The organism is Pantoea sp. 9140 (assembly GCF_000745295.1).
Classification (GTDB): Bacteria; Pseudomonadota; Gammaproteobacteria; order Enterobacterales; family Enterobacteriaceae; genus Pantoea; species Pantoea vagans.
Genome location: NZ_JQNO01000001.1, coordinates 412906 through 433008 on the forward strand (window position 1 = coordinate 412906; position 20103 = coordinate 433008).

General features: G+C 55.2%; 16 protein-coding genes. 7 read left to right on the forward strand and 9 right to left on the reverse strand.

Annotated features, from left to right (window positions below):
• Window positions 1-2: 2 nt before the first annotated feature.
• Window positions 3-611 carry a dephospho-CoA kinase gene (coaE, locus tag FA92_RS01755; protein ID WP_013356777.1) on the reverse strand — a complete coding sequence of 203 codons (609 nt, stop codon included), beginning with the start codon at window positions 609-611 and terminating at the stop codon, window positions 3-5.
• 234 nt (window positions 612-845) lie between these two features.
• Between coaE and FA92_RS01760 the strand changes: the two genes are divergently transcribed.
• Entirely contained in the window at window positions 846-1886 is a 1041-nt protein-coding gene (locus FA92_RS01760) for a GMP reductase (protein ID WP_033781869.1), read from the forward strand.
• Window positions 1887-1912: 26 nt separating this feature from the next.
• Here the strand turns inward: FA92_RS01760 and hofC are convergent, their stop codons facing one another.
• The 4 genes from hofC to nadC form a co-directional block, all read right to left on the reverse strand.
• Complete coding sequence (gene hofC, locus FA92_RS01765) at window positions 1913-3112, reverse strand: protein transport protein HofC (RefSeq protein ID WP_033781871.1); 1200 nt, start codon at window positions 3110-3112, stop codon at window positions 1913-1915.
• A complete protein-coding gene (gspE, locus tag FA92_RS01770; RefSeq protein WP_013356780.1) occupies window positions 3105-4490 on the reverse strand; it encodes a type II secretion system protein GspE in 1386 nt (461 codons plus the stop codon). Before gspE ends, hofC begins: the two co-directional genes overlap by 8 nt.
• Window positions 4477-4932, reverse strand: a complete 456-nt coding sequence (gene ppdD / locus FA92_RS01775; RefSeq protein WP_013356781.1) for a prepilin peptidase-dependent pilin — start codon at window positions 4930-4932, stop codon at window positions 4477-4479. The genes gspE and ppdD overlap by 14 nt, the downstream gene beginning before the upstream one ends.
• Window positions 4933-5107: 175 nt before the next feature.
• Window positions 5108-6004, reverse strand: coding sequence for a carboxylating nicotinate-nucleotide diphosphorylase (nadC, locus tag FA92_RS01780; protein WP_033781873.1), 897 nt, complete (start codon window positions 6002-6004; stop codon window positions 5108-5110).
• A gap of 196 nt (window positions 6005-6200) precedes the next feature.
• On the opposite strand from nadC, the gene ampD reads away from it, so the two are divergent.
• Window positions 6201-6752, forward strand: coding sequence for a 1,6-anhydro-N-acetylmuramyl-L-alanine amidase AmpD (gene ampD / locus FA92_RS01785; protein WP_013356783.1), 552 nt, complete (start codon window positions 6201-6203; stop codon window positions 6750-6752).
• A 16-nt stretch (window positions 6753-6768) separates the two neighbouring features.
• Window positions 6769-7623, forward strand: coding sequence for a beta-lactamase regulator AmpE (ampE, locus tag FA92_RS01790; protein WP_013356784.1), 855 nt, complete (start codon window positions 6769-6771; stop codon window positions 7621-7623).
• Here the strand turns inward: ampE and FA92_RS01795 are convergent.
• The 3 genes from FA92_RS01795 to aroP form a co-directional block, all read right to left on the reverse strand.
• Window positions 7605-8564 (reverse strand): family 43 glycosylhydrolase, encoded by a 960-nt coding sequence (locus tag FA92_RS01795; RefSeq protein ID WP_033781875.1) that lies wholly within the window; start codon window positions 8562-8564, stop codon window positions 7605-7607. The two genes, ampE and FA92_RS01795, sit on opposite strands and share 19 nt — an antisense overlap.
• Window positions 8561-9973, reverse strand: a complete 1413-nt coding sequence (locus FA92_RS01800) for an MFS transporter (protein ID WP_033781877.1) — start codon at window positions 9971-9973, stop codon at window positions 8561-8563. The genes FA92_RS01795 and FA92_RS01800 overlap by 4 nt, the downstream gene beginning before the upstream one ends.
• A 198-nt stretch (window positions 9974-10171) precedes the next feature.
• Window positions 10172-11527: an aromatic amino acid transporter AroP gene (gene aroP / locus FA92_RS01805; RefSeq protein WP_013356787.1), complete on the reverse strand. Its 1356-nt coding sequence runs from the start codon at window positions 11525-11527 to the stop codon at window positions 10172-10174.
• Window positions 11528-12043: 516 nt separating this feature from the next.
• On the opposite strand from aroP, the gene pdhR reads away from it, so the two are divergent.
• The 4 genes from pdhR to lpdA all read left to right on the forward strand — a co-directional run bounded on the left by pdhR (window position 12044) and on the right by lpdA (window position 19080).
• Complete coding sequence (gene pdhR, locus FA92_RS01810; protein ID WP_033781878.1) at window positions 12044-12808, forward strand: pyruvate dehydrogenase complex transcriptional repressor PdhR; 765 nt, start codon at window positions 12044-12046, stop codon at window positions 12806-12808.
• A 101-nt stretch (window positions 12809-12909) separates the two neighbouring features.
• Window positions 12910-15576, forward strand: coding sequence for a pyruvate dehydrogenase (acetyl-transferring), homodimeric type (gene aceE / locus FA92_RS01815; RefSeq protein WP_013356789.1), 2667 nt, complete (start codon window positions 12910-12912; stop codon window positions 15574-15576).
• Between the two features lie 14 nt (window positions 15577-15590).
• Complete coding sequence (gene aceF, locus FA92_RS01820) at window positions 15591-17495, forward strand: pyruvate dehydrogenase complex dihydrolipoyllysine-residue acetyltransferase (protein ID WP_033781879.1); 1905 nt, start codon at window positions 15591-15593, stop codon at window positions 17493-17495.
• 160 nt (window positions 17496-17655) lie between these two features.
• On the forward strand, window positions 17656-19080 hold the full coding sequence (gene lpdA / locus FA92_RS01825) for a dihydrolipoyl dehydrogenase (protein WP_010253950.1): 1425 nt from the start codon (window positions 17656-17658) through the stop codon (window positions 19078-19080).
• 263 nt (window positions 19081-19343) lie between these two features.
• Here the strand turns inward: lpdA and FA92_RS01830 are convergent, their stop codons facing one another.
• A complete protein-coding gene (locus FA92_RS01830; RefSeq protein WP_033781880.1) occupies window positions 19344-19979 on the reverse strand; it encodes a hypothetical protein in 636 nt (211 codons plus the stop codon).
• Window positions 19980-20103: the final 124 nt, after the last annotated feature.

Genomic DNA, 20103 nt, shown 5'->3' on the forward strand with positions numbered 1-20103 from the left:
TATTAATCCTGTTTCGTTGCCGCCAGCCTGAGATAGCGCTGATGGAGTTCGGCAACCTGTGGCAAGGCGTCGTCGGGCTCACCACTGTTATCAATAATGTCATCGGCACAGGCGAGGCGCTGCTGGCGCGTGGCCTGTGCGGCAATAATACGTTTCGCCTGTTCGACGGAAAGATGGTCACGCTGCTGGGTGCGCTTTAACTGCGTTGCCTCATCAATGTCTACCACCAGTACCCGATCAGCCTGGTGCTGTAACTGATTTTCCACCAGTAATGGCACCACCCAGAGCACATAAGGTGAGGTGGCCTGGGCGATCAGTTCTCGTGTCCGGGCGTTAATCTGCGGATGCAGCAGGGCGTTTAACCAGCTTTTCTCTTCAGGCTGCTGAAAAATAATGTCGCGAAGCTGTTTACGATCAAGCATTCCCTGTTCCGTCACGATTGACGCGCCATAGCGTGCCTGAATGGCCTGCAAAGCGGGCGTGCCAGGTTCAACAACTTCGCGGGCGATCAGGTCAGCATCAATAATGTCCACGCCAGACGCGGCGAATGCCTGGGCAATCGTACTCTTTCCACTGCCGATTCCCCCTGTAAGCGCGACGATATAGGGCATGTTTCTCACCTGACTTCATAATCCGACATAGGTACAGGGTAATGATCTGGCTAAAAAAGGCAAAAATGCGCGGCAGATCACACCGATAAAGCACAACTAAATTTAACGGATTGTAGCGTAAATAAAGTGAAATTCGCAGTCTTGTCGCGCAGCGAGAGGCGCGTATCATAACGTCACTGGAGCTGTGCTTACTTCGTGAACGACGATTCATTGCCACTTACCAGGACACTGTTTATGCGTATTGAAGAAGATTTGAAACTGGGCTTTAAAGATGTCTTGATCCGCCCCAAACGTTCAACGCTGCAAAGTCGCTCACAGGTTGAGCTTGAGCGCAGCTTTACCTTCAGACATTCAGGCCTGAGCTGGAGCGGCGTACCGATCATCGCCGCCAACATGGATACCGTCGGCACATTTTCGATGGCCGAGGCGCTGGCCAGCTTCAATATCCTCACTGCCGTCCACAAGCATTACAGCGCAGACGACTGGCGGGCGTTTATTCAGCGCGTGCCTGCGACAGTCCTGAACCATGTGATGGTTTCAACCGGCACCTCAGAAGCCGACCTGACTAAACTGGTCGCGATTATGGCGCTGTCTGACGATCTGCAGTTTATCTGCATTGACGTGGCTAACGGCTACTCGCAGCATTTTGTCGATTTCCTGCAGCGCGCGCGTGAAATGTTTCCGGCTAAAACCATCTGTGCCGGTAACGTGGTCACGGGCGAAATGGTGGAGGAGCTCATCCTCTCCGGCGCGGATATCGTCAAAGTCGGTATTGGTCCAGGATCGGTCTGCACAACCCGTGTGAAAACCGGCGTGGGCTATCCGCAGCTTTCTGCAGTCATTGAGTGTGCCGATGCGGCGCATGGCTTAAGCGGACAGATTGTCAGTGATGGCGGCTGTTCCGTGCCGGGTGATATCGCCAAAGCCTTTGGCGGCGGCGCTGATTTTGTGATGCTGGGCGGTATGCTGGCGGCACATGATGAGTGTGAAGGGCAGGTCGTCGAAGAGAATGGTGAAAGCTTCATGCTCTTTTACGGCATGAGTTCCGAATCGGCAATGAAGCGTCATGTCGGCGGTGTCGCGCAATACCGTGCCGCAGAAGGTAAAACCGTGAAGCTGCCATTGCGCGGTCCGGTGGCTGACACCGCGCGTGATATCCTGGGTGGACTGCGTTCCGCCTGTACGTACGTCGGGGCTGAGCGCCTTAAAGAGCTGACCAAGCGTACGACCTTTATCCGGGTTAACGAGCAGGAAAACCGCGTTTTCAATCGATAGTCTTTCGGGGCGCACTTTGCGCCCCCTTAATGCATCGCATCACCCAGCCCGAACACCGGCAGATACATCGCAATCACCAGCGTGCCGACAATCCCGCCAATCACCACCATCATAATTGGTTCCAGTGACGCCGCCAGTGTGTCAGCGCGCTCTCGCGTTTCTGCCTCGTGCCATTCCGCCAGGCGGGCCAGCATCAAATCCAGTGCGCCCGCCTCTTCACCCACCCGAATCAACTGACCACATAAGGGCGTGAATAGCGGATGCTGCATCAGCGCCTGATGCAGAGGACTCCCCTGCGCAATATGCTGCTGCAGTCCGGCCATCGCTTCCCGCCAGAGTAATGAAGAGAGCGTGACTTCCACGGCGGCCAGCCCCTGTAACAGGGTTAACCCGGCGCGCTGCGTGAGATTCAGGATGGTATAGATCTGCGTCAGCTGCGTGCCACGCCACAACCCGGAAAGCAGCGGGATGCGCAGGAAAAGCGTCTGTTCACGACGTTGCCAGCCTGGAGAGCGTCGTCGCAGCTGATGCCATCCAGCCAGCATCAGCGAAATACCAAAGGCCAGCACACCGCCCCATTCCTGAAGCGCGGCAGATAACTGCATAACCGCGGCTGTAAACGCGGGCAGGGGCGCGTCAAAGGAGTCATACACCGCAACAAACTCTGGCAGCACGAACAGCAGCATGCCGCAGGTGACCGCTATCGCCACCAGCAGAATGAACAGCGGATAGCGTAACGCCTTTGCCACCTGATGCCATAGCTGCTGCTGGCGGATCTGCTGCTGAGCAAGCTCACTGCAGCAGACATCCAACTGCCCCGTCAGTTCGCCCACTTCCATCAGAGCCGGGTAGAGCGGCGGAAAAATCTGCGGCCATTCACGCAAAGCCTGTGAAAAAGGGGCACCGCTGAGTACCCGATGATGCAGGGCGAGCATCAGAGCCCGCCAGCCTGCATGAGGATGCCCCTCAGCCAGTAAAGCCAGACTCTCAGCCAGCGGCAGGCCCGCTTTGAGCAGGGTAGCCAGCTGACGAATCAGATCGGTTTTGTGCTGCCACGTCCACTCCCTCTGACGCCAGATTTTTTCCCGCTTCCAGCTCACCGGCAGAAGATCGCGCTGTGCCAGCATCTGCAGCAGGTTGTCAGTGTCGATAGCCAGTAGCTGACCACTGAGTAACTGCCCCTGGCTATCGACTGCCTGCCAGCTGAATAAAGCCGCATTAGCCATCGTCCAGCCCAATCACCCGTTGCATCTCTTCCAGCGAGGTATCGCCCCGGCTTACCGCTTCCAGGCCGGAAACCAGTAAAGTGCGCAATCCCTGCTGTTTCGCCAGACTGAGCAGATTCTCCAGCGGCATCTCGGCTGCAATCGCATTCTGCAGCCTGGCATTGATCGGCAGCAGCTCAAACAGCGCCAGCCGGCCAAAATAGCCGGAAAAGCAGTGGTCGCAGCCGGGGGCTCGCCAGGTCTGCAGAGTGCCGGGCCAGAGTTCCGCAGGATAGTGCGCCACCGCCTCAGCGGGCTGACGGCAATGGGGGCAGAGGCGTCGGACCAGACGCTGCGCAACGATTAGTTTCAGCGCCGACCCCAGCAGATAACCGGGAATCCCCATCTGCCGCAGCCGGGTTAGCGTTTCGGCGGTGGAGTTGGTGTGCAGCGTCGATAGCACCAGATGCCCGGTCTGCGCCGCTTTCACCGCAATCTCCGCTGTTTCGGCATCGCGGATCTCGCCCACCATGATCACATCCGGATCCTGCCTCAGCAGCGCCCGCAGCACACGGTTAAAATCGAGACCGTTTTTGGTGTGAATCTGCGTCTGGTTAATGCCGGGCAGTGGGATCTCAATAGGATCTTCAACGCTGCACAGATTTTTTTCCGGTTTATTCAGGGCACTGAGTCCGCTATAAAGCGTAAACGTCTTGCCGCTGCCGGTGGGGCCGGTGACCAGGATCAGTCCCTGTGGCTGGGCCAGTGCGGCACAGAACAGACGCAACTGGGCAGCGGGTAAGCCGAGCTTATCCAGAGACAGCGCCGCGCTTTCACTCTGCAACAGCCGGACCACTGCTTTCTCGCCGCCATAGATGGGCAAGGTCGCCAGGCGGAAAGAGGCGGGTTTACCGGCAATCTCCATGCTGAACTGACCATCCTGCGGTAAGCGGCGTTCGGCGATATCCAGCCCGCCAAGGATCTTCAGTCGTGCCAGCAACGCCGCAGGCTGAGTGGAAGGCAGTGAAGAGAGCGGATGCAGTACGCCATCAATGCGCAGTCGCACACGCAGACCCTCGCGGCAGGGTTCGATATGCACATCGGAGGCTCGTCGCTCCAGTGCCTGACGCAGGATAAGCTGTGTCGCTTCAATTGCTGACTCGGTAGGTGTCTCTTCGCGCGCTACCAGCGGTTTATCAGCGTGCTGGAGCTGGTCAAGCCGGGCCTGTGGCCAGCATTCGATCTCAATCTGACACTGGCTGGCAAAGTTGAGCGCTTCAGCCAGTCCGGGCGGCACGCTCTCCGCGACGGCAACGCGCAGCAGACTGGCATCATGATGCAAAACCAGAGCACGATAGCGCTGGCATAATGCCGCAATCGTCTCATCAGGCTTGCTCATCGCTGGCTCCTTTATCCGCAAAGCGGAATTGTTCCCGGCAGTTGTCCTGCAGGCTGGTGTTACTGCTGGTGCAGCTGCGTTGCCAGCTGATGCCGCCCTCTGTGCTGTCCCAGATTGGCAGCATTTCAACGCTCAGACCATTCAGACTCTCCTGGCCAGTCAGCGTAATCACCCCGTTGGTCACGCTCAGTGTTGAGACATAGCGCGATCCTCTGGCTGCCGGAATGCCTGCTTCTCCGGCCTGACATTGTGTGGGGCCACCGCGCTCCATGGCGCAAAGCTCTACCGCGGTTTTATAGGGCACCATCGTTTGCAGCATGTCGGTGAGGGCCGCACGCTGCAGATAGTTTTGATAAGCGGGCAGGCCAATGGCACTTAAGATCGCCACAATACCCACCACAATCATCAGTTCAACCAGCGTAAATCCACGTTGATAATTCATCACATCGTCTCCTGAGTTAAGAAGGCGACAGGGTAAAAATCGGGGACGGTGAAAGACAGTCAGAAATCGGCGAACTGGAAAGCGTGATGTGAAGAGATTTCAGAATTGCAGCGCAGTCGAAACTGCGCCGGAAGCGGGGTCGCAAAATCGCCGTGTCAGGTTACGGCGGGACAGGCTATTTTTGTTTAAAACGCATTGAGAGATCCAGCGCCCGCACATGCTTGGTCAGCGCACCAACCGAGACGTAGTCCACGCCGGTCAGGGCAATCTGCGGCAGGGTGGTTTCGGTGACGTTGCCGGAGACCTCCAGCAGCGTCCGCCCCTGGTTGAGTTCGACGGCTTCACGCATCGCTTCCAGACTGAAGTTGTCCAGCATCACAATGTCGGCTTCCGCTTCCAGCGCCTGACGTAACTCTTCTAATGATTCCACCTCTACCTCAACCGGCACATCGGGCTGCAGCCACTGTGCGCGTTCGACTGCCTGAGCAATCGATCCGCTGGCAATAATATGGTTTTCTTTGATCAGATAGGCGTCAGAGAGGCCCAGGCGATGATTACTGCCTCCGCCGCACAGTACGGCATATTTCAGCGCAGTCCGCAGTCCTGGCAGAGTTTTGCGCGTATCCAGCAGCTGCGTCTGGCTTCCCGCCAGTAGCGCAACATAGCGGCTGACTTCAGTGGCAACGCCCGAGAGCGTCTGTACAAAATTAAGCGCCGTGCGCTCGGCGGTCAGCAGCAGGCGGGCAGGCCCCTCAATTTCAAACAGCAACTGATCTGCTTCGATTCGATCACCATCTTCAACATGCCAGTTCAGAGTCACATGCGACCCAAGCTGAATGAACACCTCTTCAACCCAGCGTTTACCACAGAAAACACCGGCTTCACGGGTGATGACCTGCGCATGGGCCTGCGTTTCAGCAGGTAACAGCTGCGCGGTAATGTCGCGATCGGCGTCGATTTCACCACCGAGATCCTCTTTTAACGCCAGCGCAACGGCATCCGGGATGTCACTTTCAATGCGTTTAATCAGGGCTTGACGGCGGCTGTCGGGATCATAACCACGGGATGACATAGGCATTTTACTCCAGAAACAGGAAGGACAGAGGCGGTCACAATAGCCTGAACCGGCATCTGGTTCCAGCAGTGGATAGCATTTTGTTTAGTATCCTTAACAAAGGGCAATTTAATGTCACCGGACCGACACACTAAGAGGCAAGAATCCTTTATTATTCATGCTATTCTCAGCTGGCGATATAAGGAAAAGTGGTATGAAAATCAAACAGGGCTGGCTGACCGGTGTGCGTCACGTGCCGTCAACGCATTGTAATGAGCGCCCTGACAATGAGGCGCCTTCACTGCTGGTGATCCACAATATCAGCCTGCCACCCGGTGAATTTGGCGGACCCTGGATCGACAGACTGTTTACCGGCACATTACCGCCGGATGCTCATCCCTATTTTGCGGATATTGCCGCCCTGAAAGTGGCAGCACACTGCCTGATTCGTCGTGACGGGGAGATTGTGCAGTATGTCCCCTTTGACAAACGCGCCTGGCATGCAGGCATTTCGCAGTTTGAAGGACGTGAAAACTGCAACGACTTCTCCATCGGTATTGAGCTGGAAGGAACTGACAGCGAGCCGTATAGCGAGGCGCAGTATCGGGCCTTGCAGCAGGTCACGCAGTTACTGCTGCAACACTATCCGGTAACGCCTTCACGTATCACGGGGCACAGCGACATCGCGCCGGTACGCAAAACCGATCCCGGACCTGCTTTTGACTGGGACTACTACAAACAGCTGTTAACGCAGCAAAAATCGTGATTTTTGCGGAGTCAGTATGACGTTGTTTACCTTGTTGTTGGTTTTAGGCTGGGAGCGCCTGTTCAAACTGGGCGAGCACTGGCAGCTCGAACACCGGCTGGAGCCGATTTTTCGCCATCGCCGCCATTACTCCATGATGCGAACCCTGCTGATGACCGTACTGGCGATGGCGCTGACCGCGCTGGTGGTCTGGAGTCTGAAAGGATTACTGTTTGGCGTACTGCAACTGCTGTTCTGGATCGTTGCCGGACTGCTCTGCATCGGTGCCGGCTCAGTACGTCAGCACTACCATAGCTACCTGAAAGCGGCCAGCCATGACGACGACGCGGCACATCAGGCGATGGCGGCTGAGCTGACGCTAATCCATGGTGTGCCGGTGGAGTGCAGCGAACGTGAGTTCCTGCGCGAGCTGCAGAATGCGCTGATCTGGATAAACTTCCGTTTCTATCTCGCCCCGATGTTCTGGCTGGTGGTGGGTGGGCCGTGGGGACCTGTGCTGCTGGTGGGTTACGCGTTTCTGCGTGCCTGGCAGGGCTGGCTGGCAAAGCACGGTACACCGATGGCGCGTGCACAATCGGGCGTGGATGCGATTCTGCATCTGCTCGACTGGATCCCAGTGCGGCTGGCGGGTGTCGCTTACGCGCTGCTGGGCCACGGCGAAAAAGCGCTGCCCGCCTGGTTTGCCTCGCTGACCGATCGTCACCGTTCTCAGTATCACGTGCTGACGACGCTGGCGCAGTTCTCACTGTCGCGCGATCCGCACACCGATAAAGTTGAAACGCCACGGGTGGCCGTGGCGTTAGCAAAACGGACTTCGCTGGTGCTGGTTGTTGCCGTCGCGTTGCTGACGATTTACGGCACGCTGGTGTAATCAGCAGGTGGCACGCCGAAATCGGGCGTGCCATCTTCCCGCCAGCTGAAATATTTCAGTCGGGTATGGCGGTTCGGATCCCAGAGCGGATCGCCCTCAATTTCAGTGTAATTACGCGCGTGGTAAACCAGCACGTCGCGTCCTGCCTCATCCTGAGTAAAGCTATTGTGACCCGGCCCATACTGGTGGTTGTCCCAGCTGGACACAAACACTGGTCGCGCTGATTTCTGCCAGGCTGCGGCATCAAGCGGGTTGGCATCTGCGGCAATCGACAGGAGCCCCAGACAGTAATTCTCATCGGTGGCGCTGGCGGAGTAGGTCACAAACAGCCGATCGCCGTGACGGATGACCGCCGGACCTTCATTAACGCTGAACCCTGCACACTCCCACTCATATTCCGGCCGGCTCAGCATTACGGGCGTGCCTTTTAACGTCCAGGGATTCAGCAGCTCAGCCAGGTAGAGGTTAGAGTTGCCGGGAATCAGGGGATCTTTCTGCGCCCAGAGATACCAGTTTTTGCCCTGATGCACGAAGTGGGTAGCATCCAGTGAGAAGCTGTCAAACTGACTGAAGACGCGGCGGCAGGGCTGCCATTCGCCCTGCAACGGATCTGCCGCCTCACACACCAGCGCATACATCCGGTGCTGAAACAGTCCTTCTTTGATCTCCCGCGTCGGGGCTGCCGCGAAATAGATGACCCATTGACCGTCAATGTAGTGCAGCTCAGGTGCCCAGATTAATTCGCTGCAGGAACCACTCGCGGGCTTGCGCCAGACCACAACCGGTTCGGCGCTGCGCAGGCCAGCCAGCGTGGTAGCGCGCCGGATCTCCAGCCGGTCATACTCCGGCACCGAGGCCACAAAATAGTAGTGCTGTTCATGGCGCAGGATAAAGGGATCGGCGCGCTGCTCAATAAAAGGATTCGGCAGGATTGCGGTCATTTAACATCTCCGGTTGGCGTGACAACACCGTTACGCAGGCGAACAGTGTGTAACTCATGGAAGTTTTCGCGGCGCAGCGCAAGATCCTGCTGGATGGTAATCATCATTTTGCGGTCAACTTTCATCAGCCGCACCACACCTGCAGTAATCAGATAGCCAACACCCGGAATAACGGTGAACAGCAGCATGATGCCGTTAATCGCTTCCGGTGACTGCTGTTTAGCGCCTGCATTGTAGCCGTAGATCGACAGCAGAAAGCCGACCATCGCACCGGCGACCGCCAGCCCCACCTTAAGGAAGAACAGGTTGCCGGAAAAGCTGATACCGGTAATGCGTTTGCCGGTTTTCCATTCGCCATAGTCATCCACATCGGCCATTAGTGACCAGTGCAGCGGAGAGGGGATCTGATGCAGAATATTCAGCACAAAATAGGCGACCACAACCATCACGGTAGCGTGGGGATCGATCCAGTAGAAGGCGCTGGAGAAGAGAGCCAGTACGATATTGGTCCAGAAGAAGACTTTGAGTTTGCACCAGCGATCGGTGAGCAGTTTTGCCAGCGTGCTGCCGAACATCATGCCAATCACCCCCAGGCTGATAAACAGCGTGGCAAAGTGCGTTGACTGGCCCATGACCCAGGTCACGTAATACATGGTGGCCGCCATGCGGATAAAGCCAGGACAGACGTTGCAGAAGGTCAGCAGCAGAATGCGCACCCACTGGTCATTCTTCCAGACGTCACGCAGATCTTTCTTCAGGTCATCATTGCTCGGCACGGCCGGGCGAATACGTTCCCGTACCGTGGCAAAGCAGAACAGAAACATCGCCAGACCAATGGTGGCCAGTACCGCCATCGCCATCTGATAGCCACGTGCTTTGTCTTCACCGCCAAACCACTCCGCCATCGGCAGCAGCGACAGCGACAGTATCAGCGTGGCGATGCCGACCATGACAAAACGGTATGACTGACAGGAGACACGCTCACCGGGATCGTTGGTAATCACGCCGCCCAGCGAACAGTAAGGAATGTTAATCGCGGTGTAGGTCAGCGACATCAGGAAGTAGGTGACGAAGGCCCAGATCACCTTATTGTGATAAGTCCAGTCTGGCGTGGTGAACATGAGAACGCTGAAGACCACATAGGGCACGGAAACCCACAGCAGCCAGGGACGAAAACGGCCCCAGCGACTCTGGGTGCGATCGGCGATGGCACCCATAATCGGGTCGGTGACCGCATCCAGCACCCGGACCGAAAGCAGCAGGGTCCCGACCAGCGCCGGAGCCAGCCCGAAAACATCGGTATAGAAGTAGTTCAGGAACAGCATGATGGCACCGCCAATCATGTTGCATCCGGCATCGCCCATGCCATAACCCAGTTTTTCCCGAAACGAGAGGGCTGCACCTTTCATGGTTTTCTCCTGCGCATCCAGTGTGAACAGGAATTATTGTCATCAAATCAGCGAGATGAACGGGAGTAATTCGTCATGAAGATGGACAAAACAGGTGCGGGAAGAGAAGTGTGAACTGGATCGGGGCTGAAGAGGGGCAGGGGAACGCGGGTGACGTACTGCAACCTCCCACAGGAGGTTGCAGTACGCGGTAAGGCATCAGGCCTTTTGCGTCTGGTTCTTGATAAAGTAACCAATACCCAGAATGACCAGCCAGACGGGGATCAGCCAGACAGAGATCGCCATGCCCGGCGTGGTCGCCATCAGCACCAGAATCGCCGCCAGGAAGACCAGGCAAATCCAGTTACCCGCCGGATAGAGCAGCGCTTTGAAGCGGGTGGTGACGCCCTGCTGATCTTTCTTACGACGGAACTTGAGGTGCGCCAGGCTGATCATCGCCCAGTTAATCACCAGCGCGGAAACGACCAGCGACATCAGCAGGCCAAATGCTTCACCCGGCATCAGGTAGTTGATCAGCACGCACAGCGCAGTGGCGACAGCCGAGACCAGAATCGTTAAGACCGGTACACCGCGACGATCGACTTTCAGCAGCGCTTTCGGCGCATTGCCCTGCTGTGCCAGACCAAACAGCATGCGGCTGTTGCAGTAAACGCAGCTGTTATAGACCGACAGGGCCGCCGTCAGGATCACCACGTTCAGCGCATTCGCTACCATGGCATCGCCCAGCTCGTGGAAAATAAAGACGAACGGGCTGACTTCTGACGTGACACGGCTCCACGGCATCAGAGACAGCAGCACCGCCAGTGAACCAATGTAGAAAATCAGGATACGCCACAGCACCTGGTTAGTTGCTTTTGGAATGCTCACTTCCGGGTTGTCAGCCTCTGCAGCGGTGATACCCACCAGCTCCAGTCCGCCGAACGAGAACATGATAATTGCCATGACCGCGACCAGACCGCCGATGCCGTGCGGGAAAAAGCCGCCCTGTTCCCACAGGTTGCGCACAGTCGCCTGCGGACCCGCGTGACCGCTGAACAGCAGCCAGCCACCAAACAGGATCATGCCGATGACCGCGACCACTTTAATAATGGCGAACCAGAACTCCATCTCACCAAACACTTTCACGTTGGTCAGGTTGATGGCGTTGATCATCACGAAGAAGATGGCGGCTGAGGCCCAGGTCGGAAAGTCTGGCCACCAGAACTGGATATATTTACCGACGGCGGTAAGTTCCGCCATGGCAACCAGTACGTAAAGGACCCAGTAGTTCCAGCCCGAGGCGAAGCCGGCAAAGTTGCCCCAGTATTTATACGCGAAGTGGCTGAAGCTGCCGGCGACCGGCTCTTCCACCACCATTTCACCTAGCTGACGCATGATTAAAAAGGCAATAAAACCGGCAATCGCATAGCCCAGAATAACGGCCGGTCCGGCGGATTCAATGACCGATGCACTGCCCAGAAACAGCCCGGTTCCAACTGCACCACCCAGCGCGATGAGCTGAATATGGCGGTTCTTAAGACCACGTTTCAGCGCTTCGCCTTGCTGTTGTTCCATACAAACCTCGTGTTGTTTTTATTCTTCGTTCGCAGCGCAGTCCGCTGTAATGAAGTAGTTACAATAACGTATTGATTATTTTACGGTATCTGGCCTGCTGAATGCTGCCATCTGCTACCCTGGCGACAAGAATAGTGATAAGCGAATCGCTTTGCACCTGCTTTCGCCTTTCGTGCTGAGAGTTGACTGAAAAAACGCCGTCCCGGTCACGTCTGTACCCCGCAAACTTCTGCCATGAAATGCCGTTAATGACGAATAGCTTTCACTTATGGTTACCGCTGCGCTCAGGCCCTGAGCGGGTGTAAGGTTTGGTAAAAGTGCATTTATTTAACATTTACAGGAACGGGGATTTTTCATTTTTTTAACCGCGAGTTAGCGTCAGCACAGGCTTGCGGGGGAGGTGAATGTCGCAGACACCATATAGACACAAGGTGAATACTTTGTTACTTTACCGGCACCTCTTTGCAATTGGTATTACCAATTTACTCCGGACGATTGGCTTAATAAGAAGGGATGATGGCTTACAGTAAGATTCGCCAACCCAAGCTCTCCGACGCTATCGAGCAACAGCTCGAATCCCTGATTATGGAAGGGACCCTGCGTCCGGGAGAGAAGCTGCTCCCTGAGCGCGAACTCGCTAAACAATTCGATGTCTCACGTCCATCTCTCCGCGAAGCGATCCAGCGCTTAGAAGCCAAAGGATTATTGCTGCGCCGACAGGGTGGCGGAACATTCGTACAGGAGCATCTCTGGCAAAGCATGAGCGATCCACTCGTTGAGCTTCTCGCCGACCATCCGGAATCACAGTTTGATCTGCTGGAAACACGTCATGCCTTAGAAGGCATCGCGGCCTATTACGCAGCTCTGCGCGGCACGGAAGAAGACCTGCTGCGCATTCGCGACTGCCATGTGCATATCCAGCAGGCGCAGGACAGCGGCGACTTAGACGCCGAAGCGGACGCAGTGATGCAGTATCAGATCGCTGTCACAGAAGCGGCCCATAATGTTGTGCTTTTACATTTGCTACGCTCAATGGGCCCTATGCTGGAACAAAACGTTCGTCAGAATTTCGAATTGCTCTACTCGCGCCGGGAAATGCTGGCAAAAGTGAGCGGTCACCGCGCCAGAATCTTTGAGGCGATTGTGGCTCGTGAGCCAGAAAAAGCGCGCGAGGCTTCACACCGTCACCTGGCGTTCATAGAGGAAATCTTGCTGGACAGAAGTCGGGAGCAGAGCCGTCGAGAACGCTCCCTGCGTCGTTTACAGCAACGTAAGGAATAACGTGCGACAAAGATCGTACGGACATCAGACGAGGCTGCCTGCATCTGCTTTAACAGGCTCCCGATTATTCAACGTATTAGACACAGATAAGGAACACACCCATGTCAGAACGTTTACACAATGACGTGGATCCGATTGAAACTCGTGACTGGCTACAGGCGATCGAATCGGTCATCCGTGAAGAAGGTGTTGAACGTGCACAGTATCTGATTGATCAGGTACTGGGTGCAGCCCGCAAAGGCGGCGTAAAAGTGGCTGCAGGTTCGTCTGCAATCAGCAACTACATCAACTCTATTGCCGTTGAAGATGAACCCGATTATCCGGGCAACACCTCTCTTGAACGTCGTATCCGTTCCGCAATCCGCTGGAACGCCATCATGTCGGTGCTGCGCGCGTCGAAGAAAGATCTGGAGCTCGGTGGTCACATGTCCTCCTTCCAGTCTTCTGCGACGATTTATGAAGTGTGCTTCAACCACTTCTTCCGCGCCCGCAGTGACAAGGATGGCGGCGATCTGGTCTATTTTCAGGGCCACATCTCTCCAGGCATCTATGCCCGTGCGTTCCTTGAAGGTCGCCTGACTGAAGATCAGATGAACAACTTCCGTCAGGAAGTTGACGGTAAAGGCCTCTCTTCTTATCCGCACCCGAAATTAATGCCGGAATTCTGGCAGTTCCCGACCGTATCAATGGGTCTGGGTCCATTGTCAGCGATCTATCAGGCGAAGTTCCTGAAGTATCTGGAACACCGTGGCCTGAAAGACACCTCTGCTCAGACCGTTTATGCCTTCCTGGGTGACGGCGAGATGGATGAGCCGGAATCTAAAGGTGCGATCACCATCGCCACCCGTGAAAAACTGGATAACCTGGTCTTCATCATCAACTGCAACCTGCAGCGTCTGGATGGTCCGGTAACCGGTAATGGCAAGATCATCAACGAGCTGGAAGGCATCTTTGCCGGTGCTGGCTGGGAAGTGATTAAGGTCATCTGGGGCGGACGCTGGGATGAGCTGCTGCGCAAAGATACCAGCGGCAAGCTGATTCAGCTGATGAACGAAACCGTTGACGGTGACTACCAGACCTTCAAATCCCGTGATGGTGCCTATGTGCGTGAGCACTTCTTCGGCAAGTATCCGGAAACCGCGGCGCTGGTTAAAGATATGTCCGATGATGAAATCTGGGCATTGAACCGTGGCGGCCACGATCCGAAGAAAATCTATGCGGCACTGAAAAAAGCGCAGGACACTAAAGGCAAGCCAGTACTGATCCTGGCGCATACCATCAAAGGTTATGGTATGGGCGACACCGCGGAAGGCAAAAACATTGCTCACCAGGTAAAGAAGATGAACATGGATGGCGTACGCTATATCCGTGATCGCTTCAACGTGCCGGTTGCTGACGATAAAATCGAAGAACTGCCGTACGTCACCTTCGAGAAAGGCTCAGAAGAGCATGCTTATCTGCACGGTCAGCGCGAGAAATTAGGCGGCTACCTGCCAACGCGTCAGCCGAAGTTCACTGAGAAGCTGGAAATGCCAGCACTCGAAGAGTTCAGTGCGCTGCTGGATGAGCAGAACAAAGAGATCTCGACCACCATCGCCTTTGTGCGTGCCCTGAACGTGATGCTGAAGAATAAGTCGATCAAAGATCGTCTGGTTCCGATCCTCGCCGATGAAGCGCGTACCTTTGGTATGGAAGGTCTGTTCCGTCAGATTGGTATCTACAGCCCGAACGGTCAGCAGTACACCCCGCAGGACCGCGAGCAGGTTGCTTACTATAAAGAAGACGAGAAAGGCCAGATTCTGCAGGAAGGGATCAATGAGCTGGGCGCAGGTTCATCCTGGCTGGCTGCGGCGACCTCTTACAGCACCAACAATCTGCCGATGATTCCGTTCTACATCTATTACTCGATGTTCGGCTTCCAGCGTATCGGCGATCTGATGTGGCTGGCGGGCGACCAGCAGGCACGCGGCTTCCTGGTCGGCGGCACCTCCGGTCGTACGACGCTGAACGGCGAAGGTCTGCAGCATGAAGATGGTCACAGCCACATTCAGTCGCTGACTATCCCGAACTGTATCTCTTACGATCCTTCATACGCTTATGAAGTGGCTGTCATCATGCATGACGGTCTGGTGCGTATGTATGGCGAAGCGCAGGAGAATGTTTACTACTACATCACCACGCTGAACGAAAACTACCATATGCCAGCCATGCCGCAGGGCGTGGAAGAAGGTATCCGTAAGGGTATCTACAAGCTGGAAACGGTAGAAGGCAGCAAAGGTAAAGTGCAGCTGCTGGGCTCAGGTTCTATCCTGCGTCACGTGCGTGAAGCCGCGCAGATCCTGGCGAAAGATTACGGTATCGGCTCTGATGTCTACAGCGTGACCTCGTTCACCGAACTGGCGCGTGATGGCCAGGATTGTGAGCGCTGGAACATGCTGCATCCGACTGAAGAAGCGCGTGTACCTTACATCGCTCAGGTGATGAACGACGCACCAGCTGTTGCTTCAACCGACTACATGAAACTGTTCGCTGAGCAGGTTCGTAGCTATGTCCCGGCCAGCGATTATCGCGTACTGGGTACCGATGGCTTTGGTCGCTCTGACAGCCGTGAGAACCTGCGTCATCACTTCGAAGTTGATGCATCTTATGTGGTGGTTGCCGCGCTGGGTGAGCTGGCTAAACGCGGCGAGATCGAGAAGAAAGTGGTGGCCGATGCGATCACCAAATTCAATATCGATGCCGATAAAGTTAACCCGCGTCTGGCTTAAGAGGTAATAGAGTAATGGCTATCGAAATTAAGGTACCGGATATCGGGTCTGACGAAGTTGAAGTCACCGAGATTCTGGTGAAAGTTGGCGACAAGGTGGAAGCCGAGCAGTCGCTGATCACCGTGGAAGGCGACAAAGCCTCAATGGAAGTGCCGTCGCCACAGGCTGGCGTAGTGAAAGAGATTAAGATCTCTACCGGTGACAAAGTTGAGACCGGCTCACTGATTATGGTGTTTGATGCTGAAGGTGCTGCTGAAGCAGCACCAGCACCGGCCGCAGAGAAAAAAGCGGACGCGGCGCCAGCGCCAGCCGCTGCTGCGGCCACTGCCAGCAAAGAAGTGGCGGTTCCGGATATCGGCGGTGACGAAGTTGAAGTCACTGAGATTCTGGTTAAGGTTGGCGACAAAGTCGAAGCCGAGCAGTCTCTGATTGTGGTGGAAGGTGATAAAGCCTCAATGGAAGTTCCGGCTCCGTTCGCGGGTGTGGTCAAAGAGATCACCATTGCGACCGGCGACAAAGTCAGCACCGGATCAGCCATCATGGTCTTTGAAGCAGAAGGCGCAGCACCGGCCTCTGATGCGAAGCCAGAAGTGAAAGAAGAAGCAGCATCGGCACCCGCTGCTGTTGCAGGCGCAAAAGAAGTTAACGTGCCGGATATCGGCGGTGATGAAGTCGAAGTCACCGAGATCCTGGTCAAAGTTGGCGACAAAGTTGACGCTGAGCAGTCACTGATCGTGGTTGAAGGCGACAAGGCCTCAATGGAAGTCCCTGCGCCGTTTGCAGGTACGGTCAAAGAGCTGAAAGTCGCAACGGGCGATAAAGTCAGCACCGGCTCACTGATCATGGTGTTCGAAGTCGAAGGTGCAGCTTCGGCCGCCCCTGCGGCTGCGAAACAGGAAGCTGCTCCGGCGCCTGCTGCGAAATCTGATGCTAAGCCAGCCGCCGCGGCGCCAGCAGCCAAAGCCGACAGCAAAGGTGAGTTCGCAGAGAACGACGCTTACGTTCACGCAACTCCGGTGATCCGTCGCCTGGCGCGCGAGTTCGGTGTTAACCTGGCGAAAGTCAAAGGCACCGGCCGTAAAGGTCGCATTCTGAAAGAAGACGTGCAGACTTACGTGAAAGACGCCGTGAAACGCGCTGAAGCAGCACCTGCTGCGGCAAGCGGCGGTGGTCTGCCGGGCATGCTGCCATGGCCGAAAGTTGATTTCAGTAAGTTTGGCGAAATCGAAGAAGTCGAACTGGGTCGTATCCAGAAAATTTCTGGCGCGAACCTGAGCCGTAACTGGGTGATGATCCCACACGTTACGCATTTCGACAAAACCGATATCACCGATCTGGAAGCGTTCCGTAAGCAGCAGAATGCTGAAGCAGAGAAGCGTAAGCTGGATGTGAAGTACACGCCTGTCGTGTTCATTATGAAAGCGGTCGCAGCGGCGCTTGAGCAGATGCCACGCTTCAACAGCTCACTGTCTGAAGATGCGCAGAAACTGACGCTGAAGAAATATATCAACATTGGTGTGGCGGTTGATACGCCAAATGGCCTGGTCGTTCCGGTCTTCAAAGACGTGAACAAGAAGGGCATCACCGAGCTGTCGCGTGAACTGATGGCGATTTCGAAGAAAGCGCGTGACGGTAAGCTGACAGCGGGCGACATGCAGGGCGGATGTTTCACCATCTCCAGCCTGGGCGGCTTGGGCACCACACACTTCGCGCCGATCGTTAACGCGCCGGAAGTGGCTATCCTGGGTGTCTCTAAATCGGCGATGGAGCCGGTGTGGAATGGTAAAGAGTTTACGCCGCGTCTGATGATGCCGATTTCTCTCTCCTTCGACCACCGCGTGATCGACGGTGCTGATGGTGCGCGATTCATCACCATTATCGGCAATATGTTGTCTGACATTCGTCGTTTAGTTATGTAAATGTGAAGAAGGCCGGCGGATGCCGGCCTTCCTTTAACGATTCGTCGCGCCGCTGTTGGCAGTTTGTTAACAATTCTGTAAACTCTTGCGGTGAAAGTCCCGGTGGAACAAGGGCATTATAAGAACGTCTGACCCGCCGGATATCAATTAAGAGGTCATGATGAGTACAGAGATTAAAACCCAGGTCGTGGTACTTGGGGCAGGTCCTGCAGGTTACTCTGCAGCCTTCCGTTGTGCGGATTTAGGTCTGGAAACCGTACTGGTAGAGCGTTACAGCACCCTCGGTGGTGTTTGTCTGAACGTCGGTTGTATCCCATCTAAAGCGCTGCTGCACGTTGCTAAAGTGATTGAAGAGGCGAAAGCCCTTGAAGAGCACGGCATTGTGTTTGGCCAGCCATCTACTGATATCAACAAGATTCGCAGCTGGAAAGAAAAGGTTATCAACCAGTTGACTGGCGGCCTGTCAGGTATGGCAAAAGGTCGTAAAGTCACCGTGGTGAATGGTCTGGGCAAATTCACCGGTGCTAACACCCTGGTGGTTGAAGGAGAAGGCGGCGCGACCACCATCAACTTCGATAACGCCATCATCGCTGCGGGTTCACGCCCAATCGAACTGCCATTCATTCCACATGAAGATCCACGCGTCTGGGACTCTACCGATGCGCTGGAACTGAAAGAAGTTCCGAAGCGTCTGCTGGTCATGGGCGGCGGCATCATCGGTCTGGAAATGGCGACGGTATATCACGCGCTGGGTTCAGAGATCGATGTGGTTGAGATGTTCGACCAGGTTATCCCGGCTGCGGATAAAGACGTGGTGAAAGTCTTTACCAAAAAAATCAGCAAGAAATTTAACCTGATGCTGGAAACCAAAGTGACCGCCGTTGAAGCAAAAGACGATGGCATTTACGTTTCAATGGAAGGTAAAAAAGCACCAGGCGAAGCGCAGCGTTATGACGCGGTGCTGGTTGCTATCGGTCGTGTGCCGAACGGTAAAGGTCTGGATGCCGGTAAAGCGGGCGTGGAAGTGGACGATCGCGGCTTCATCCGCGTCGACAAACAGATGCGTACCAACGTGCCACACATCTATGCTATCGGCGACATCGTCGGTCAGCCAATGCTGGCGCACAAAGGCGTGCATGAAGGCCACGTAGCGGCTGAAGTGATCTCTGGTCTGAAGCACTACTTCGATCCGAAAGTGATCCCTTCAATTGCCTATACTGAGCCAGAAGTTGCCTGGGTCGGTCTGACCGAGAAAGAAGCGAAAGAGAAGGGCATCAGCTACGAGACCTCCACCTTCCCGTGGGCTGCCTCAGGCCGTGCTATCGCTTCTGATTGTGCAGACGGCATGACCAAGCTGATTTTCGACAAAGAGACGCACCGTATTATCGGTGGCGCGATTGTCGGTACTAACGGCGGCGAGCTGTTAGGCGAAATCGGTCTGGCCATTGAGATGGGTTGTGATGCGGAAGATATTGCGCTGACCATACACGCTCACCCGACCCTGCATGAGTCAGTGGGTCTGGCTGCAGAAATCTTCGAAGGCAGCATCACCGATCTGCCTAACGCGAAAGCGAAGAAGAAGTAAGTTTCTGCTGCTGCAAAGAGAAAGCTCCCGCTATGGGGGCTTTTTTTTGGTCTGTCATTTTGATCATAAGCGTCAGTAGATTCTGCCATTCATTCCTCTGACAGACACGTTAGGCCGAGGGAAAATCGCCCGGAATCGCACTTCAATATTACTGATATTCAGCCTTTGTGCTGCCGGACTAGCAATGACAGTAAGCCGTTAACCCCTAACGTGCGAGGCGGTGTGTCAAAAAGCCCGGCAGGGGATGTGGGGCATCAGAACTGCTATATAGATTTAAGAGAAGGCATGTTACCTGCCAGAAATGTGCGGATGGCATTATCGATGACTTCACGCGTCAGCTCTGACTCTGCGACGATAATTTGCAGACCAATACCACTACGATAGCCATGTTGGATGCGATAACCAGGGGTGATTACGGGTGGGGTGTCGCGGAGAATATCTGCCACGCGCTTGTTAATGTAATCATGATATGTCATCCCGCCGAACTGGGGATAAGCAACGCGGGTGCGTTTTAACTGCTTATAGCTGACAATCTTTCCTTTCGCGTCATAGTTGGACACTGTCTCTAAACGGAATTCATCCTCCAGTTGGGTCTGGTCAAGCATTGCAGTGGCTTCATTGAGTACCCGGTTTTCGATGATATCCATGCGAGCGACATCAGCAGTAACGATCTCGGCGTTCCAGTAGATGGTGGGATCTTGATCATCCAGGAAAAGAACATCACTCCAGGTCCAGACCCAGCCCGCCGCAATAGCCTCTGCGTTTTCAGAATCACAATCATCGTAATGTAAACCACCGCAGCGCTCACGCTCGCGATAGATAAGATTTTTGATGTGCTGAACACGCGTGCGACGGTGGCGGCGGGAAAGGGAGGTGAAAGGCTTGAATTTGCGGGTCATGGGTTACTCTGCGCAATTTATGCTGGGAGGAATCCAGCCCCGCAGTTTAGCGAAAGGAAATGATGAGAGCTAGCGAAATAGCGGGGTTATAAGGAGCGAGTGGCCAGAAAGAGCTGCTGTGTGC

Coding starts and splice junctions, on each gene's coding strand:
- coaE (WP_013356777.1), bottom strand. CDS start 611: ATGCCCTATATCGTCGCGCTTACAGGGGGAATCGGCAGTGGAAAGAGT.
- FA92_RS01760 (WP_033781869.1), top strand. CDS start 846: ATGCGTATTGAAGAAGATTTGAAACTGGGCTTTAAAGATGTCTTGATC.
- hofC (WP_033781871.1), bottom strand. CDS start 3,112: ATGGCTAATGCGGCTTTATTCAGCTGGCAGGCAGTCGATAGCCAGGGG.
- gspE (WP_013356780.1), bottom strand. CDS start 4,490: ATGAGCAAGCCTGATGAGACGATTGCGGCATTATGCCAGCGCTATCGT.
- ppdD (WP_013356781.1), bottom strand. CDS start 4,932: ATGAATTATCAACGTGGATTTACGCTGGTTGAACTGATGATTGTGGTG.
- nadC (WP_033781873.1), bottom strand. CDS start 6,004: ATGTCATCCCGTGGTTATGATCCCGACAGCCGCCGTCAAGCCCTGATT.
- ampD (WP_013356783.1), top strand. CDS start 6,201: ATGAAAATCAAACAGGGCTGGCTGACCGGTGTGCGTCACGTGCCGTCA.
- ampE (WP_013356784.1), top strand. CDS start 6,769: ATGACGTTGTTTACCTTGTTGTTGGTTTTAGGCTGGGAGCGCCTGTTC.
- FA92_RS01795 (WP_033781875.1), bottom strand. CDS start 8,564: ATGACCGCAATCCTGCCGAATCCTTTTATTGAGCAGCGCGCCGATCCC.
- FA92_RS01800 (WP_033781877.1), bottom strand. CDS start 9,973: ATGAAAGGTGCAGCCCTCTCGTTTCGGGAAAAACTGGGTTATGGCATG.
- aroP (WP_013356787.1), bottom strand. CDS start 11,527: ATGGAACAACAGCAAGGCGAAGCGCTGAAACGTGGTCTTAAGAACCGC.
- pdhR (WP_033781878.1), top strand. CDS start 12,044: ATGGCTTACAGTAAGATTCGCCAACCCAAGCTCTCCGACGCTATCGAG.
- aceE (WP_013356789.1), top strand. CDS start 12,910: ATGTCAGAACGTTTACACAATGACGTGGATCCGATTGAAACTCGTGAC.
- aceF (WP_033781879.1), top strand. CDS start 15,591: ATGGCTATCGAAATTAAGGTACCGGATATCGGGTCTGACGAAGTTGAA.
- lpdA (WP_010253950.1), top strand. CDS start 17,656: ATGAGTACAGAGATTAAAACCCAGGTCGTGGTACTTGGGGCAGGTCCT.
- FA92_RS01830 (WP_033781880.1), bottom strand. CDS start 19,979: ATGACCCGCAAATTCAAGCCTTTCACCTCCCTTTCCCGCCGCCACCGT.